Consider the following 18,196-nt stretch of genomic DNA (forward strand, 5'->3'; position numbering starts at 1 on the left):
TCTTTTTTTGCACAAAATTTCCCGGGACTTTCCTTTTTGGCATAACAGCATAATGACAGAGAATTAGATTTCGTGGAAGAGCTTTGTTATAGTTATCTTAAGAAGAAAAGCAGCCGGACGAAAAACCGGATAAGGAGGAAATGATCATGATGACAAAAACAGTAAAAAATTACGCAACCGCAAATATCTTTGGACCATACATCTTAAGAATGAGACAGGTTCCGGGACGCAGATGTTCCAACACCCCAAAAGAAAAAGACAGAGAAAGACAGCTGTTTCAGGTGATCGACGATTATGTAGAGCAGGCATAATTCCTGTTCTTCCATAAAACATAAGACTGATAGGGAGGAGTGATCTCATGTATGCAAGAGCGAATGCGGCAGTGCTTACCTCTGCAGAAATAGAACAGTGTATCAAAAGTACGATCCTTGGAGAAGTTTATACCACTCCAAAGCCAGGACTTGTAGATCGTCATGACAATGGTGCTCACCATGATATGAACGTGTATACTTTTGAAAGAAGCGCCGATGCCATCACTCCCTATCTGGCAAAAATGTTTTTTGAAGGATATTTCTGGAAAAGGAATCTCCAGAACCTTTTTCCCAGGATCCGCCGAACAGGAGTGCTGGCAGAAAAAGCCATGTTTCGTGCAACAGGCCAGGTCAACACACATAAAGGACTGATTTTTACCATGGGAATCCTGTCTGCCTGTGCCGGACACTGCTATGCCAGGATCCGCTGGTTTGATACTGCAGAAATCCTTGCTTCTGCCAGCGAAATGACGGAAAAAGCGCTGGAAGCGGATTTCTTTGAAATGAGTCAGAGAACACCGGTAACTCATGGAGAGATCCTTTTTCAGAAATACAAAGAACGTGGAATCCGTGGAGAGGCCCAGAAAGGTTTTCCCATCACTGGAGAAACAGCGCTTCCTCTGATGAGACAGTACCGTGCCATCGGGCTTGATGAGAACCGTTCCAATATCAATGTTCTGCTGCGGATCATGATGGAACTAAAGGATACCAATGTCTGGAGCCGCGGATCCTATGCAGATGTCATATGGATCCAGGAGCAGGCAGAAAAAATCTGGAAACCGGGCGGCGCTTTTTTTGAAACCGGCATGAAAAAGATCGAGAAGCTGAATCAGGAATGCATCCGCAGAAATCTAAGCCCCGGCGGCGCGGCGGATCTGCTGGCGGCAACCCTGTTCTTATACCAGCTGGAAAAAATGATATAGGAGAAAAGGACATGGCTGCTGAAAATACTTTCCATTTTCCAAAACTAGGACAGCGGATCGTCCGCTCTGTGATCGCTGTGGCATGCTGCTTCTGTGTGTTTTATCTTCGAAACAGAGAAGGAATCCCGTTTTATTCCGCACTGGCAGTTCTTCAGTGTATCCAGCCCTATCAGGACAGTATGGCTCAGGTGGCAAAAAAAAGAGTCACAGGAACTTTTGTAGGCGCTTTCTGGGGACTGGTGATCATTCTGATCCAGATGTATCTGTTTCACGGAAGTCTTATGGATACCTTTCCCGGATACATGCTGATCTCACCTCTTCACCAGGAAGTTTATGAACGGAGACACCGGTCCCCTCATCGCAATTACGTCCAGAAAACCCAGTCGGTATACGAAAACGTGGTATATCTGTATCTTCTGGATAAAAAAGAAATTATGGAAAAACTTTACCGGGAACTGATGGAACAAGAGTGGATCGACAGTTACCGCGTGGCATTTCACGATCCCATCCGATATCCCGGATGTGCCAACATCAAGATCTACATCAAAGATGCTACCCGGGAAAACATGCTCCGAAATTTAAAGGCACTGCTGAATCTGGACAAAGTCATTACATTCGGAAGTGTGGAAGGCAGATACGATGTCTGTATCGAAGATACCGGTAAAGATGAAATGGTAAAAACATTAAAAAAGCTGTACGAACCAGTTGGCCTGGAAAAAGAAACTGTCAGATAACTCCCGGTTGCATTTTGGGGACCTGCGGCTTATAATAAAATGCGGATATATCTTTTGTGGTATATCCGTGTTTTTTATATCATAAAAAATTTTATTCAGGAGGAAAAACATGATTTCTCCCGTAAAAGCCATAATATTTGATGCGGACGGTGTCCTGCTGGACTCTCTTTCTATCTGGAGGGAACTTGGAAAACGATATATTACAGATCTTGGATATCACCCAATTGCGGGAATGGAAGAGATCCTTTTTCCCATGAGTATGGAGCAGGGAGCGGCATGGCTGAAAAGCAGGTTCGCTCTTGGGTTTTCCGAAGAAAAGATCGTGGAGGATCTGAAAGTTCGGATCCAAAACTACTATTTTGAAGAAGTTCCTGCAAAATCAGGTGCCAGAGAACTTTTTCAATATCTTGCTAGCCAGAAAATCCCGGCTGTGGTGGCAACTTCAAGCCCAAAAGAACATATCCGCCGGGCACTAAAGCGAAACGGACTTCTTCCTTTTTTAAAAGAAATTTATACCACCAGTGAGATCGGAGAAAGCAAATATTCTCCGAAGATCTATCTTACAGCAGCGAAAGTGCTGGGAACGGAGCCATCCATGACACTGGTAGTGGAAGATTCTCTCTATGCACTGCAGACCGCAGGAAAAGCAGGATTTCTGACTGCAGGCATCTATGACGCATTGGGAGAACCGGATCAGGAGCAGCTAAAAAAGGACGCACATATCTACTGCCAAAATCTGACAGAGTTACAGAATTATATATTTACAGAAAACGGAGGAAACGAAAAATGAAAACAGCATTAACCATCGCAGGCAGCGATTCCAGCGGAGGCGCAGGGATCCAGGCCGATATCAAAACCATGATGGCAAACGGGGTATACGCCATGAGTGCCATCACCGCACTGACTGCCCAGAATACCACCGGTGTCGCAGCCATCCAGAATGCAACGGCAGAATTTCTTGGTCAGGAGCTGGATAGTATTTTTACAGATATTTTTCCGGATGCAGTAAAGATCGGAATGGTTTCCGAAAGTGATCTGATCCGCATGATCGCCAAAAAGCTCCGGCAGTATCAGGCGAAAAATATCGTAGTGGATCCGGTTATGGTGGCTACCAGCGGTGCAAGGCTGATCAGTGAAGAAGCTGTGGATGTTCTGAAAGAAGAACTGTTTCCTCTTGCGGATCTTCTCACTCCCAATATCCCGGAAACGGAAGTGCTTACCGGACGAAAGATCAGAAACACCGATGATATGATCGAAGCTGCAAAACAGGTTTCCGAACAGTATCACTGTGCAGTTCTTTGCAAAGGCGGCCATAAGCTTAATGATGCCAATGATCTTCTCTATGAGGATGGAACATATCAGTGGTTTGAGGGAAAAAGGATCGACAATCCCAACACCCACGGAACAGGATGTACTCTTTCCTCGGCCATCGCATCCAACCTTGCAAAAGGATTTTCCATGGTGGAATCTGTAAATCGTGCCAAAGACTATATTTCCGGAGCTCTTGCTGCCATGCTGGATCTCGGAAAAGGAAGCGGTCCTATGGATCATGGTTTTGCAGTAAAGAACAGTTATACAGAGGAGGCATAAGGTTATGACAGTTACAGAACGGATCACCGCTCTTCGAAAACAGATGAAAGAAAAGGGAATCGATGCTTATCTGGTTCCGACCGATGATTTCCACGGTTCCGAGTATGTGGGAGATTATTTTAAATGCAGGAAATATATTACCGGATTTACCGGTTCTGCCGGAACTGCTGTCATCATGCCGGATATGGCGGGACTCTGGACAGACGGAAGATATTTTATCCAGGCCGCACAGCAGTTAGAAGGAACACCGGTTACCCTGTTTAAGATGGGGGAACCGGATGTACCGACGATCCATAAATTTCTGGAAGAAAACCTGAAAGAAGGGATGTGCCTCGGCTTCGACGGCCGTACTGTCAGCGCAGAGGAAGCCGGGAAATTGAAAAAAATCCTTCAGGGAAAACAGGTACGTTTTTCTGTAAATGAGGATCTGATTGGAAATATCTGGGATGACCGTCCGGCACTTTCCTGTGAACCGGTAATGGAATTATCCGAAAAATGGGCTGGAAGATCCAGAGCAGACAAGATCCGGGAAATCCGCAGCAAACTGAAAGAAAAAGACGCAGATCTCTTTGTCCTCACGTCACTGGATGATATTGCGTGGCTTTTGAACATTCGCGGAAATGATATCCACTGCTGCCCGGTAGTGCTTTCCTATCTTGTAATGGATGAGAAAGAAATCCGGTTTTTTGCCAATGAGAGGGCTTTTCCGGATTCTGTAAAAGAAGCTCTGGCCATAGATGGCGTTACCATCTATCCATATGATGATATTTACACTTATGTGCAGACGATCCCTGAATCGAAAAGGGTTTATCTTTCAAAAAGTAATGTAAACAGCCGTCTGGTCAGCAGCATTCCGGATGGAGTAACAATCCTGAATGGAGAAAACCTGTCCCTTCTTCCAAAAGCCATCAAAAATGAGATCGAAGTCCAGAATGAAAAAACAGCCCACATCAAAGACGGCGTGGCAATGGTAAAATTTATCCACTGGCTGAAAAAGAATGTGGGAAAGCAGGAGATCACCGAGCTTTCCGCAGCGGACAAACTCTATGAGTTCCGCTCCGGACAGGAGAACTTCCAGGGGAACAGCTTTGATCCCATTATTGCCTACGGTGCACATGGAGCTATTGTTCATTACAGTGCCACAGAAGAAACCAGTATTCCTCTGAAACCAGAGGGACTGGTTCTGATGGATACCGGCGGCCATTATCTGGAGGGAACCACAGACATCACCCGCACCGTTGTACTTGGCCCGGTTACCCAAAAAGAAAAGAAATATTTCACAGCAGTACTTCGTGGGCACCTGAACCTTGCAGCCGCAAAATTCCGCTATGGCTGTACCGGACTGAATCTGGATGCCCTGGCAAGAGGACCACTCTGGGCTATGGGAGAGGATTACAATCACGGAACCGGTCATGGCGTAGGATATCTTCTCAATGTACACGAAGGTCCTCAGAGCTTCCGCTGGAAAAATCTCGTGGATCGTCCGGCTCCTGTTCTGGAAGAAGGAATGATCACCTCCGATGAACCAGGATACTATGCGGAAAATGAATTTGGTATCCGCCATGAAAACCTTGTGGTCTGCAAAAAGGCCGAAAAAACAGCCTACGGTCAGTTTATGAAATTTGAACCTCTGACGCTGGTACCCTTTGACCTGGAAGGTATAGATCCCGAACAGATGGAAACCGGAGAGCGCACACTGCTCAACCAGTATCATGCCTTTGTATATGAGAAAATTTCTCCGTATCTGGATGAGGATGAAAAAGGCTGGTTAAAAGAAGCCACACAGGCAATATAAACCGGAATGAAATTTTATAGTCTGGAATTAACCTTTATATTTAACAAAAAATCCTTGACCTGAACCTGAGTTTAGGTTGTATCATAAAAGCAGTGAGATTTTTTATGAATATAACACAGGAGGGATTACAAATGGTACACAAAAAAATCGTACCTGGAACAGGTGGAGAACATTACATTCCTTATAAGGACCGTTCCGGAGAAAAATCCACCGTATATTTTACAGAGGATCTTTCCGCAGAGGGACTGAAGAAGATTTTTGAGCGTGTAAGCGGCAGCCTTAAGGGTAAGATTGCAGTCAAGCTTCACACAGGAGAGCAGCATGGACCGAATATCATCCCTGCACCGTGGGTAAAAGAACTGATCGCAGATAAGATCCCGGAAGCCCATATCGTAGAGACAAACACCTACTACGAGGGAGACCGTTACACAACGGAGAAGCATCGTGAAACTCTGAAGGTAAATGGCTGGACATTCTGCCCGGTAGATATCCTGGATGAGGACGGAACTGCCAAGTTCCCGGTAAAAGGCGTATTGTATTTATCAACGTTCTTCGAAATATGTCTGTTTCCTGCGACTGTGAGGGTGTTGGAGCAGCACCTGTCGTAACACCGAATATCGGAATCGTGGCATCTACAGATATCCTTGCAGCAGACCAGGCTTCTGTAGATCTTGTGTATGCACTGAAGGATTCTGATCATAAAGATCTGGTAGAGAGGATCGAGACACGTCACGGACTTCGCCAGCTCAGCTATATGAAAGAAATGCACATGGGAAATGACAGATATCATCTTATCAACATTGATGAGGATGATAAAGAGATCCTCCCTGCAGATGCCGTAAAGAATGTAAAACCATTTCAGGGATAAGAATATTTCATAAAATGTGAAGAAGCAGTCAAGCGGATATTCGCAATCCGCTTCGCTACTTGCTTGATTTGGTTAAAACAGAAAAGGGCGCATGTATCCATAAAATGTGGAATTTCATGCGCTCATTTTTGTGTTATAATATAGAAAAATACAAACAGCGAGGTACTTAATGCCTATGAAAACAGAAAACAAAACCAATCACTACATCGATCTACATGCACATCTGGATGGCTGTATTACCGTGGATATTGCAAAAAAACTTGCCGCATTGCAGCAGATCACGCTTCCGGCTGCAACAGACGAGGAACTTCTTTCCCTTCTTTCCGTTCCGGATACCTGCGAAAATCTCAATGATTTTCTGAAATGCTTTGACCTGCCTCTTTCCCTTCTTCAGACAGAAGAAGCACTGGAAGAAGCCGTTTATCTTATCCTTTCTGAAATGAGAAAAGACGGTGTGATCTACGCAGAACTTCGTTTTGCACCACAGTTCCATACACAAAAAGGAATGACCCAGGAAACGGCGATCCAGTCTGCATTACGTGGCCTGAAAAAATCTCCGATTCCAGGCAATCTGATCTTATGCTGCATGCGTGGAAGCTCCAATCAGCAGGAAAATATGGAAACTCTGGACTTGGCTCGCAGATATCTCACAGAGGATGGAGGAGTAGTTGCCGTGGATCTTGCAGGTGCAGAAGCACTTTTTCCAACAGAAAGCTATAAGAATCTTTTTGCGAAAGCAAAAGAGTACAACGTTCCATTTACGATCCATGCAGGTGAAGCCGGCGATGCCGAGGATGTCAAAACAGCCATCCGTATGGGAGCATCCAGGATCGGGCATGGAGTGCGTATCGCAGGAAATGAAGAGGTGATCCAACTTGTAAAAAACAGCGGGATTTTTCTGGAAATGTGTCCCACAAGCAACCGGCAGACCAGGGCAGTGGAAGATATGTTTTCCTATCCGTTGAAAAATTTTCTGGAACAGGGACTTAAGGTAACACTAAATACAGATGATCCTGCCATTGAAAGAACAACCCTTTCCCATGAGTTTCAGTATATGGATTCCCTGTTAAACCTTACAGAGGAACAGAAAAAACAGTTGCTCCTGAATTCCGTGGAAGCAGCATTTACTTCCGGTAAACGAAAAAGGGAGCTGAAAGAACAGTTTCTCTTTTAAAACGGATAAAAACCTTACGCAGAAGAAAGGACGATCATGGACACCAATTTTGAGCATTATAAAGTATTTTATTACGTAGCCAAATATGGAAATCTCACAAAAGCGGCAGCAGTTTTAAAAACCAGTCAGCCTGCGGTTACAAGAACGATCCACAACCTTGAAAACATCCTGGGCTGCAGATTATTCATACGCAGCAAAAGCGGAATGAAGCTGACACCGAAATATTTTTTATGAATATATAGCTGCCGGATGTGCTCAGTTTTTTAAGGGAGAAAACAATCTCAGTAACCTGATCAGCCTGGAAAACGGAACCATCTATATCAGTGCAACTGAAACGGCTCTTCACTGTTATCTGTTTGAGGCGGTCCGGGATTTCAATATCCTGTACCCGAACGTACATTTTAAAATTCTGAATAACAGTACGACAGATCCGTGGAATGCAAAGATCACAGGTTTGTCTTTTGTGAAGATTGCATCGTACTCTGATTGAAAAAACCGCGCATGGAATTACAGCTCGATACGAAAGTATCATTGGTTTTGGAGAATGTAGCTTTGTCACAGAACAGGAAGAGATCATTCATGGAATGAAATTGATCACAGAGCATTATGGATATGATGAATATCCTATTGAACGTTGTGCAGGATTGAGTCATTTATTTGTGGGGAAAATTGTGCTTAATGAAATTTACGGAAAGAAAAATCTTCCAGGTTCATGAACTCCTGCGGATAACCTCTTTTCAAAATAGCAGAAATATTGTATTATGGTAACAATTCGGGTTTTTATCCGATATTATCGTATGATAAAAAATTCTGTTACGAGGAGGATTTATGTTCGAAACGATCATTGACGCAATCAACACGTTTCTCTACAGCAAATTACTGATTGTAATATTGATTGGTTCCGGCATCTACTTTACTGTCCGGACCAGATTTCCACAGGTACGTTTATTCAAAAACGCCTGCAGCGCTGTAATGGAGAAACCAGAGGGAGACGAAAGTGTATCATCCTTTCAGGCACTGATGGTCTCCACGGCATCTCGTGTAGGGACAGGCAACATTGTAGGAGTATCTTCTGCCATCTGTATCGGTGGTGTGGGCTCCGTATTCTGGATGTGGATCATTGCCATTCTTGGAAGCGCATCAGCTCTGGCAGAGAGCACACTGGCGCAGATATATAAGAAAAAAGGAAAAGACGGCCAGTGCTACGGCGGCCCGGCGTATTACATAGAGGCGGCATTGCACAGCAGAGGACTGGCAGTGGTTTTCTGTATAGCCATGATCCTGACTTACGCGTTTGGATTTAATATGCTGGCCTCCTATAATCTGCAGTCTACATTTTCCGGTCAGCCATTTTATAATGCAGAGATCACGCCATGGATCATTGGAGGAATTCTGGCGCTGGTAACGGGATGGTGTCTGCTGGGTGGCGGTAACAGAATTGTGAAAGTAACTTCTACTTTAGTGCCATTTATGGGCATTGTATATATTCTGATATCCCTGCTGGTAGTGGTACTAAATATCGGACAGCTTCCATCGGTACTGGCACAGATCTTTGAAGAAGCATTTGATTTTAAAGCAATTTTTGCCGGATTTGCCGGATCAGCTATGATGCAGGGAATACGAAGAGGTCTGTATTCCAATGAAGCAGGTATCGGTTCTGCCCCCAATGCGGCGGCGTCTGCAATGGTCAGTCATCCGGTTAAACAGGGACTGGTACAGATGCTGTCTGTGTTTATTGATACATTATTATTGTGCACTGCAACTGCCATGATGTGTCTGGTATCTGGTGTGACACCGGCAAAAGAGCTTCAGGGAGCACCGTGGGTGCAGGCAGCACTTCACAAGACTCTTGGTTCTTTTGGACCATATTTTATTATGATCGCAATGGTATTATTTGCTTTCACTACATTGCTGGGAAATTGCTTCTATTGTGATAATCTGCTGACTTATATCCTTAAAAAGCAGCCGGGTAAGAAATTCATGACGGGATTTCGCCTTGTATCAGCACTGGTGGTGTTTTTGGGAGCGGGAATGGAGATGACATTACTGTGGCACATCTCTGATGTACTGATGGGAGTAATGGCACTGATCAACATTCCGGTGATCCTGCTATTGTCCAACACCGTATTGAAAGCATTAAAGGATTACGAAGGACAGATCCGGCAGAAAAAAAATCCTGTATTCTTCAGTAAAAATATTGATCTGAAGCAAAAAACAGATTACTGGAATTAAAGCACCTGTGAATAGCAGTAAAATGTAATATAACAGTAAAAATAGCAGATAACATACCACTATATTATATGCGGAGAATACCTTGCTGTGTTCTCCGTTTTTTCACATAATTAAAGATAACTATTTCACATAAATTATACTTGAGGTAACACTACTGAAATAAGGAGTGGAAAACTATGATCTATACATGCAAATATAAATCACCGTTAGGAGAAATTTTACTGGCAGCAGATGAAATTGGACTTACAGGCTTATGGTTTGAAGGACAGAAATACTTTGCGAATACACTTCCGGACGAGAGGATTTCACAGGAAACGGAGATTCTTTCAGAAGCAAAAAAATGGCTGGATATCTATTTCTCCGGTGAAAAGCCAACATTTACACCTCCTCTTCATCCTGCGGGATCAACATTCAGACAAGCTGTGTGGCAGATTTTATCAGAGATTCCTTACGGACAAACGATCACATATGGAGAAATTGCCAGTAAAATAGCTGAAAGAGAAAATATTTCCCATATGTCCGCCCAGGCTGTTGGTGGTGCAGTTGGACATAATGAAATTTCTATTATCATTCCATGCCATCGTGTAGTAGGCACAAATGGCAGTCTCACAGGATATGCAGGAGGAATTGATAGAAAAATTTCACTGCTTAAGCTGGAACATGCAGATATGAGCCGTTTCTTTGTACCAAAGAAAGGCACTGCACTGTAACATATACTTGAAAAATCTGCATAAAAAATAGAAAAGTGATGTCATATGGGAAGATAAAACTATATGGTATCGCTTTTTTTATGTTATACTGTTTTTATTAAAAATAATATCTATCGAATAAATTGACAGCAAAGGAGCAAGCATGAAGGGGAACATCATTTACAAAAAAACAATCCCTGCCAGATCTCCGGAATATGCAGAGTTTCCCAAAAGCCTGCATCCGGATATCCAGGATTTTCTGTCCGGCCAGAATATAAAGTCTCTCTATACCCACCAGGCAGAAGCTTTTTCCCATGCTATGGCTGGAGAAAATATCGTGATCACCACACCTACCGCCAGTGGTAAATCCCTGTGCTTTTATCTGCCGGTGGTTCAGGAAATCCTGAAAGATCCTGTGACCCGTGCGATCTTTATTTATCCCACGAAGGCCCTGGCAGCTGATCAGTACCGTGCGCTGATCCCCTGGATGGAAGCACTTGGGGAACATCGTTTATCTGTCGGCGTATATGACGGAGATACACCGCCTGCTGAGCGAAAAAGGATCCGGGAACGTGCCAATATCATCCTTACCAATCCGGATATGTTAAACGGCTCCATGCTTCCAAATCACAGCAAATATGGATTCGACTTTATTTTTTCCAATCTGAAATACATTATTCTGGATGAACTGCATGTATACAGAGGAGCTTTTGGTTCTCATCTGGCCAATGTATTTCGCCGTTTATCCAGGATCTGCAGATATTACCACTCAGATCCTCAGTTTTTATGCAGTTCCGCCACCATTGCCAATCCCCTGGAACTTGCGGAAAAGATCTGCGGAAGATCTTTTATCAATATCGCCAGAAGCGGTGCAGGAATATCAGAGCGGATCTATTGCCTGGTCCAGCCAGAAGAGAAACTGAATAAAGATGGCATCCCCTACGGAAAAGAATCTGTTATAAATGTTGCAGCGGACCTTCTTCCTCAGCTGATGGAACGAAGGGAGAGCTTTCTGGCATTTGCCAGATCCAGAAAAAATGTGGAGATCCTGGTGAAAGAAACCAGAGACCATCTGGATGCGGCAGGGTTCTTAGGGACAGCCAGAAAAGAAGAAATCTCCGGGTACCGTGGCGGTTACACTCCTCTGGAGAGAAAAAGCATCGAACAGCGTATGATCTCAGGGGATCTTCTTGGCCTTGTATCCACCAATGCATTAGAACTGGGAATCGATATCGGAAAGATCAGTACAACGGTACTGGCCGGTTATCCGGGAACAAGAGCATCTTTCTGGCAGCAGACAGGCCGTGCAGGACGAGGAAGTGGAAAATGCACCAATTATCTGATTCTTGCCAACCTTCCCATGGATCAGTATATCGCTCTGGAACCGGAATGGCTTTTTGAACACAGCAGTGAAAATGCCATCGTTGATCCAGACAATCTTCTGATCCAGCTTGCACATATCCGGGCTGCGGCAGCGGAACTTCCGTTAACCCTGGATGATGGTGCATTATTCCCGGATCTTGGGGAGACGATCCCTGTACTTATGAAAGTAGATGAAGTCCGGAATATGGGAGGCCGCTTCGCCTGGTCAGGAGGACTTTATCCTGCAGGAGAATTTTCCCTCCGGAATATTGATCAGAACAAGTATCAGCTCATTAACAAGGAAACCGGAAAAAATATCACGGAGATGGATGAGGAACAGGCTTTTCATGAGATCCATGAAGGTGCCGTTTACATGCACGACGGAGATTTTTACCAGGTTGTGAAAATGAACCTGGAAAGCAAGATCGTGGAAGCTGTGCCATTTCATGGAAACTATTACACAGTACCTGGAAGCGAGACCAATATCCGTATCATACACAGACATAAAAAGCAGCAGTGGGAGAGAAGTGAACTTTCTTTTGGAGATGTAAATATTGCAGATTTTGTATACATGTATAAAAAAATGCAGTTCCATAATCATCAGAACCTGGGTTTTGAACAGCTCACGAAACCACTTTCCAAGAATTACGACACAGAAGCTACCTGGCTCAGACTTCCTGAAAATGTGGTCAGACAGTACCGCAATCTCTTACAGCCGGACAGAAACGGTTATTATGTAAGAAATAACCACTTTGAAGGTCTGATGTTTGCGTTGAAAAATGCAGCTCTGATGGTGACAATGACAGAAGGTTCCGATCTTGGGGTGGCAATGTCCACCAATGCACTGGAACTTTCCGGAAGCACTTCTGAGGAGGTTTCTCTCTATTTTTACGACCGTTATGTAGGAGGCCTTGGATTTGCAGAAAAGATCTATGATCTGATCCCCAAAGTGACAGAACAGGCTATCCGAATGGTTTCCGGCTGCAGGTGCAAAAACGGCTGTGCAGTCTGTATTGGAAATGACAGGCTTGACCGGAACGTGATCCTGTGGGGGCTGAAAAATTTATCTGAAGAATCGGAACTGACCGTGCAGAAAACGAGGAATATTTCTTATCCGGATGAAAAGAATACAGAATGGAATCGATCAGGACAACGGGAATTCACATTATCTGATCTGCAGGAGAAGTGGGTTTTATTCTGCAATCGGGTCAAAGAAAATAATAATACATTTGCAGGATTTTTCTCAATGGTATCCGGACTGGAAGTCAAAGACTCCTCTCTGATCCTCTATCTGAGAGATCCGTTTTATGCAGAATGGGCCAATATGCAGGAGAACCGAACAGGAATCTCCAATGTGCTCAGTACTTACGTCTTTCTTCCGGTTGATTTCCGCTTTGCGATCCTTACAGATACAGAGAAACCGGAAGATATGCTAAAACGTGAAAAAATGATGCGCAGATATCACACTCTGAAAAAGGATGAAACATATGGAACTGAATGATTATCAGAAAACAGCGGTTCTGGATGAACATAATGCCTGCCTGGTCCGCGCAAACGTAGGAAGCGGAAAAACAACGGTTCTTATCGAAAAGATCCGTTATCTTCACCAGCAGAAAAAAATCCCCCTGGAAAATATGATCGTTCTGACCTTTACAAATAAAGCAGCAGGCGAGATCAAAAACAGGCTGAAGATCCAAAATATAGAAGAAAACCCCTCGTCTCTTTTCTATGGAACATTCCACGGCATTGCCCTGAAGCTCCTTCAGGAAGTGCTTCCATTAGAAGAACTTGGCTACACAAAAGATTTCCAGGTCTGTCTGCCTGAAGAAGAACTGGAACTTGCCAATCAGCTGATCCACCAGCATACTCTCAGGATCAAATATAAAAACCGTCTTCGAAAAAGACTGGATCATAAATACAGGTCAGCCACATCCAGACAGCCCGGATACCAGGACGATTTTCCGAAACTTGTAACTCTCCTTACAGAAAAAAAACGGAAACAGAACAAAATGAGCTACGAAGACCTGTTGCAGTGTGCCACGAAACTTCTGAAAGATCATCCACAGCAACTTTTGCAGCTGAAATGGATCATCATTGATGAAGTGCAGGACTGCGATGAACTTCAGTTTGAACTGATTCGTCAATTAAAAAGACCGGAAGTCGGGCTTTTTGCAGTGGGCGATCCCAATCAGGTGATCTACAGCTGGCGTGGAAGTATGTTCAATATTTTTTATAAATTCCGTGAATTGTATCACGCAGAAGAACTATCCCTTCCTGTAAATTACCGTTCTTCCCAGACGATCCTGGCAGTTTCCAGAAGATTTCAGGAATCCGGGGATTCTCTTACCGGCGTACAGGAAGAAGGAGAAAAAATCTCTGTCAAAAATCATTACGATCCTTTTCAGGAAGCAGAATATCTGGCAGAAAAGATCCTTGCTCTTCATGAAAGAGGCGTTCCACTTGAGGAGGTCGCAGTGTTTTACAGGCTTCAGAGCCAGTCAGAGATCCTTTCAAAAGTTCTGGAAAAACATCAGATCCCATATGAAATCTCTCAGAAGAAAATCATTCAGGATATTCCGGTTCTTGCCTGGTTTCTTCATATACTGCGTTTTTTAAGCAATCATGAGGATCTTACCAGCGGAACTTATGTCCTTTGCGACAAAACTTTCGGGGAAGGATGGACCTCAAAAAAAGCCCGGACAGAGATTCTGAATTTTACACAAGGGAGTGTATTTCTCTCGAAATCCTTACTTTTTCAGGCCATGTGGGAGTATCGGGACACAGGCTCCGGCTACATAAATCTGTGGGAACAGCTTTCTCTGGAAAAATATCTCCGACCGTCTTCCAGCGACTATAAAGAAAACAGGAGGCAAATCCTTTCCCTGTTAAAGAAAATGGAATCCTATCACAGTATCAGGGATTTTCTTAATGATCTTGTACTGAATGGCATGGAACCGGAAAAAGATGCGGTTTCCGGAGAATCTGTAAAACTGATGACGCTCCATGCCTCCAAAGGGCTGGAATTCGATTACGTATTTATCATTGGTGTAAATGATGGGCTGATTCCCTTAAATAGCCGTGATGCTTCTACAGAAGAGGAAGAGAGGAGACTGTTTTATGTGGGAATGACAAGAGCAAGGAAATTCCTGGAATTATCTTTTTACATCAATCCCGGAACTGCGCGGGTATTTCCAGGTCCAGGTCGCTACCTTTCCAGTCTTCCGGAGAAATATCTTGCCCATCCGGCAGATGCCACAAGAGATACAAAAGAAGCTGCCCGGCACCTTCAGGACCTGAAAAAGATGATCCTGGAAGAAAAACTCCGAAAATTGGAAACACCGAAAGAATATGCCAGATCCCAGGAACAGGAAACTTCTTTATCCCCAGATGAAAAGACAGCATTGCCGGAAAACATCCCACCAGAAACACCAAAACAACTTGTAGAACATCCCAAATACGGCCGCGGGTCCATTATCTCCGAAACCGAAGATACCATTGTGATACAATTTGATGATTACGGCGAAAAAGAAATGCTAAAAGCCTTTTCACAGTTGAAAAAAATTCCAAACAATAATTGACAAATTTTCCGTATAAATATACACTAAAATTGTTAAAAAAACAAACACGGGCAAAGCAGCCGAAAGACTGTGGTGCAAAGCTATAGGGCCTGTAAAATGGCAGCCAGTTGCATAATTCAAAAGCACTATAGTTCTCTCTGTCTGAACATGGTGCTTTTTTTATTTTACCCCGTGGAGAGGAAATGGTGATGCAGATGGTGCACTTCTGATGCCCTATACGGCTCAGAAGCTGGCATGAACGGATATATACCAAAACCGGTAAGTATCAAGGATATCACAAGGACATTAAACGGAAATATCGTGTAAAAAACAACGAAGAACTGGATGGCGCAATTTACGAAATGCTGCAACTGCTTGGAAAATGCAGTGGTGCCGATCGAGTATATATTTTTGTTAAAAAAGAAAAGAACCGAAAAGAATACTTCTGTCTTCAGTATGAATGGAAAAATGAGGACGACATATTAGAAAAAGAACAGTTATTTTCAGAAATCACGGTAGAGGATATTCCGCATTGGACAGACGAACTGAAAAAAGGATTGACGATCCAGGTTACAGATTGTGAAGAACTTTCTCCTATGGAACAGGAATACAACCTGATGAAGAAACATCACGCATATTCCCGCGTCCTCGCACCTATTTTCAGCAGAGACCATTTAAGCGGATTTATCGGAATGGATCATTTTTATAAAGGAATCTCAGAACTGTTTATTCATCAGCTTGCGTTCGTAGGTGCTCATCTGAATACAGCCAGGGAAAATCTCCGCATGTTTACGCTTCTGGGAAAAAATCTTGAAAGCATGGAAAAAGAACGTCAGATCCTGAATGTTCTCTGTGAGGACTGTACTTCTGTATATAAAGTCAATCTTCTGGATGATACTGCCGAAGTTGTAAAACTGGAACAGGGTGCCAACGCTCCGAAGATTCTGAAAAGCAGAGAAAAAATCATACTTTGTTACTCAAAAGAACTGAAATACTATTATGATCATTTTGTCATAAAAGAATCCGCGCCGGATTTTTTGGAGACATTTGACTGTCAGAATCTGATAGGCGAGCTTAAAACCAGGGATAAGATCAGCCGCAGATATCAGTCCCGGGAAAATGCCAACAGGCATCAGTATTTTGAAAGCAGAGCCACCAGACTTCCTTCTTCAACGGATTTTCCGGTTCTGATCGCTTTTCGTCATGTAGATGAGATCATAAAGGAGGAGCGAAATCATCAGAGAGAGCTGGAAGATTCTCTGGCAGAAGTGAAAATGAACAATGAGATCATATCCGCCATCAGTAAGATCTACTACATGATCTACCGGATCGACCTTCAGGATTTTTATTATGAGGAGATTACCGGCGGCAGTGAAAATCACCGTTTTACAGGAATGAAGGGAACCGCAGCTGCCCATATCACCAGTGATAGCAGCGAAAAAGTCGCGTCCAAATACAGGGCCATGGTAAAACAGTTTTATGACCTCTCCACTCTGAAAAAACGTCTGGAAAAAGAGGAGTCCATTGCAGTTGACTACCTTGCCACAGATAACAACTGGCATCTGGCCAGGTTTATTGTCCAGTCAAGAGCGGAAGATGGAACAGCCAGACAGGTTCTGCTTGTGATCCGCGTGATCAGTGAGGAAAAAAGGCGGGAAAAATATCTCATAGATGCGGTAGAAGAGGCCAACCGTGCCAATGAGGCAAAATCAGAGTTCCTTTCCAGAATGTCCCATGACATCCGGACTCCTATGAATGCCATTATGGGATTTACCAGAGTTGCAAGAAACCATCTCCATGAACCGGACAAAATACTGGACTGTCTGGATAAGATCAACTTAAGTGGAAGTAATCTGCAGCAGCTGATCAATGATGTCCTGGATATCTCCAGGATCGAAAGTGGGGAATTTCGCATTGATTCTGAGCCAGTAAAACTGTCTGAATTATGTGAACTTTACGAACAGAATATCCGTGGAACAGCAGAAGATAAGAACCAGAAATTTATCTGTAACCGACATGACATTATTTATGATACCGTGCTGTCTGACCGTCTGCGGATCGGTCAGATTTACATGAACCTGTTATCCAATGCAGTGAAGTATACTCCTGAGGGAGGAATGGTTGAACTGGAAGTTTATGAGGAACCATTTCCGGATAAAGATAAGATCCGCCTGGTTTCCATTGTCCGGGATAACGGGATTGGAATGAGCGAAAAATTCATGAAAGAAATGTATTCTCAGTTTTCCAGAGCAATTGATACAAGAGTGAATAAAGTACAGGGAAGCGGCCTGGGCCTTGCTATTGTAAAAAAGATCGTCGACCAGATGAACGGAACCATTGAAGCAACAAGCAGACTCCACGAGGGAACCACTTTCCGTGTGACTCTGGATGTACCTTTTATCAGGGAGCAGGAAGTATCAGAGACAACCGCGGAAATTCCGTTCTTCAAACTCAGGCCATCCAGGATCATAAAAACGCTTCTGATCGCAGAAGATAATGACCTGAATTATGAGATTCTGGAAGAACAGTTGGAAATGTACGGCATTCACTGTGTCCGGGCAGTAAATGGGAAAGAATGTGTACAGCTTTTTGAAATCGATTCCTCCGGAACATACGATGCCATTCTCATGGATATGCAGATGCCTGTGATGAATGGTCTTGATGCAACCAGGGCGATCCGCCGTCTTCCATCCCCGGAATCAAAACAGATCCCGATCATCGCACTGACTGCCAACGCCTATCTGGAAGACGTCCAGAAATGCAAAGAAGCAGGAATGAACGATCACATGTCCAAACCTGTACAGATAGAACAGATCATCCGAACTGTGGAGAGATGGATGAAATAATCGATATAGCAAATTCCAAATGCGCACGACAAACGCATGAGTAAATAAATTGTGAACACACCCCTTTTCTAGTAAAATAAAAGAAAAAGGGGTGTTATTTATGCAGGAATTATTA

General features: G+C 43.7%; 17 protein-coding genes and 1 riboswitch. Of the genes, 16 read left to right on the plus strand and 1 reads right to left on the minus strand.

All coding sequences use genetic code 11. From position 1 onward, the window contains the following. Nucleotides 1-146 precede the first annotated feature (146 nt). From G5B12_RS03005 to G5B12_RS17370, 10 genes are all read left to right on the plus strand, one after another. The gene (locus G5B12_RS03005; RefSeq protein ID WP_174087712.1) at nucleotides 147-311 is read left to right on the plus strand and encodes a hypothetical protein; all 165 of its coding nucleotides are present in this window, start codon (nucleotides 147-149) and stop codon (nucleotides 309-311) included. Nucleotides 312-358: 47 nt separating this feature from the next. Then, entirely contained in the window at nucleotides 359-1,234 is an 876-nt protein-coding gene (citG, locus tag G5B12_RS03010) for a triphosphoribosyl-dephospho-CoA synthase CitG (protein WP_174087713.1), read from the plus strand. An 11-nt stretch (nucleotides 1,235-1,245) separates the two neighbouring features. After that, entirely contained in the window at nucleotides 1,246-1,968 is a 723-nt protein-coding gene (locus tag G5B12_RS03015; RefSeq protein WP_174087714.1) for a hypothetical protein, read from the plus strand. Nucleotides 1,969-2,077: 109 nt separating this feature from the next. Further along, entirely contained in the window at nucleotides 2,078-2,758 is a 681-nt protein-coding gene (locus G5B12_RS03020; RefSeq protein WP_021976954.1) for an HAD family hydrolase, read from the plus strand. Continuing rightward, nucleotides 2,755-3,558: a bifunctional hydroxymethylpyrimidine kinase/phosphomethylpyrimidine kinase gene (gene thiD, locus G5B12_RS03025; RefSeq protein ID WP_118062857.1), complete on the plus strand. Its 804-nt coding sequence runs from the start codon at nucleotides 2,755-2,757 to the stop codon at nucleotides 3,556-3,558. Before G5B12_RS03020 ends, thiD begins: the two co-directional genes overlap by 4 nt. A gap of 4 nt (nucleotides 3,559-3,562) precedes the next feature. Then, on the plus strand, nucleotides 3,563-5,353 hold the full coding sequence (locus tag G5B12_RS03030; protein ID WP_118062856.1) for an aminopeptidase P family protein: 1,791 nt from the start codon (nucleotides 3,563-3,565) through the stop codon (nucleotides 5,351-5,353). 131 nt (nucleotides 5,354-5,484) lie between these two features. Further along, nucleotides 5,485-5,961, plus strand: a complete 477-nt coding sequence (locus G5B12_RS17270; RefSeq protein WP_202031867.1) for a hypothetical protein — start codon at nucleotides 5,485-5,487, stop codon at nucleotides 5,959-5,961. Beyond that, nucleotides 5,913-6,221 (plus strand): hypothetical protein, encoded by a 309-nt coding sequence (locus G5B12_RS17275; protein WP_021976958.1) that lies wholly within the window; start codon nucleotides 5,913-5,915, stop codon nucleotides 6,219-6,221. The genes G5B12_RS17270 and G5B12_RS17275 overlap by 49 nt, the downstream gene beginning before the upstream one ends. Nucleotides 6,222-6,396: 175 nt before the next feature. After that, nucleotides 6,397-7,395, plus strand: a complete 999-nt coding sequence (add, locus tag G5B12_RS03040) for an adenosine deaminase (RefSeq protein ID WP_242997058.1) — start codon at nucleotides 6,397-6,399, stop codon at nucleotides 7,393-7,395. A 36-nt stretch (nucleotides 7,396-7,431) separates the two neighbouring features. Further along, nucleotides 7,432-7,629, plus strand: a complete 198-nt coding sequence (locus tag G5B12_RS17370) for a helix-turn-helix domain-containing protein (protein ID WP_244092631.1) — start codon at nucleotides 7,432-7,434, stop codon at nucleotides 7,627-7,629. Between the two features lie 114 nt (nucleotides 7,630-7,743). Here the strand turns inward: G5B12_RS17370 and G5B12_RS18465 are convergent, their stop codons facing one another. Then, nucleotides 7,744-7,845 carry a hypothetical protein gene (locus tag G5B12_RS18465; protein WP_442859955.1) on the minus strand — a complete coding sequence of 34 codons (102 nt, stop codon included), beginning with the start codon at nucleotides 7,843-7,845 and terminating at the stop codon, nucleotides 7,744-7,746. Between the two features lie 134 nt (nucleotides 7,846-7,979). Between G5B12_RS18465 and G5B12_RS17780 the strand changes: the two genes are divergently transcribed. The 6 genes from G5B12_RS17780 to G5B12_RS03070 all read left to right on the plus strand — a co-directional run bounded on the left by G5B12_RS17780 (nucleotide 7,980) and on the right by G5B12_RS03070 (nucleotide 18,081). Continuing rightward, the gene (locus tag G5B12_RS17780) at nucleotides 7,980-8,111 is read left to right on the plus strand and encodes a hypothetical protein (protein ID WP_255493852.1); all 132 of its coding nucleotides are present in this window, start codon (nucleotides 7,980-7,982) and stop codon (nucleotides 8,109-8,111) included. Nucleotides 8,112-8,223: 112 nt separating this feature from the next. Then, nucleotides 8,224-9,627 carry an alanine/glycine:cation symporter family protein gene (locus tag G5B12_RS03050; protein ID WP_021976961.1) on the plus strand — a complete coding sequence of 468 codons (1,404 nt, stop codon included), beginning with the start codon at nucleotides 8,224-8,226 and terminating at the stop codon, nucleotides 9,625-9,627. 176 nt (nucleotides 9,628-9,803) lie between these two features. Continuing rightward, on the plus strand, nucleotides 9,804-10,337 hold the full coding sequence (locus G5B12_RS03055) for a methylated-DNA--[protein]-cysteine S-methyltransferase (RefSeq protein WP_118062853.1): 534 nt from the start codon (nucleotides 9,804-9,806) through the stop codon (nucleotides 10,335-10,337). A gap of 142 nt (nucleotides 10,338-10,479) precedes the next feature. Then, nucleotides 10,480-13,179, plus strand: coding sequence for a DEAD/DEAH box helicase (locus G5B12_RS03060; RefSeq protein ID WP_118062852.1), 2,700 nt, complete (start codon nucleotides 10,480-10,482; stop codon nucleotides 13,177-13,179). Continuing rightward, a complete protein-coding gene (locus G5B12_RS03065) occupies nucleotides 13,166-15,256 on the plus strand; it encodes an ATP-dependent helicase (RefSeq protein WP_244096025.1) in 2,091 nt (696 codons plus the stop codon). Before G5B12_RS03060 ends, G5B12_RS03065 begins: the two co-directional genes overlap by 14 nt. A gap of 39 nt (nucleotides 15,257-15,295) precedes the next feature. Further along, a riboswitch (cyclic di-GMP riboswitch) is annotated at nucleotides 15,296-15,371 on the plus strand. Nucleotides 15,372-15,597: 226 nt separating this feature from the next. After that, nucleotides 15,598-18,081 (plus strand): hybrid sensor histidine kinase/response regulator, encoded by a 2,484-nt coding sequence (locus G5B12_RS03070; protein WP_174087716.1) that lies wholly within the window; start codon nucleotides 15,598-15,600, stop codon nucleotides 18,079-18,081. Nucleotides 18,082-18,196: the final 115 nt, after the last annotated feature.

Source organism: Blautia sp. MSK.20.85 (assembly GCF_013317245.1).
Taxonomy (GTDB): Bacteria; Bacillota; Clostridia; order Lachnospirales; family Lachnospiraceae; genus Blautia_A.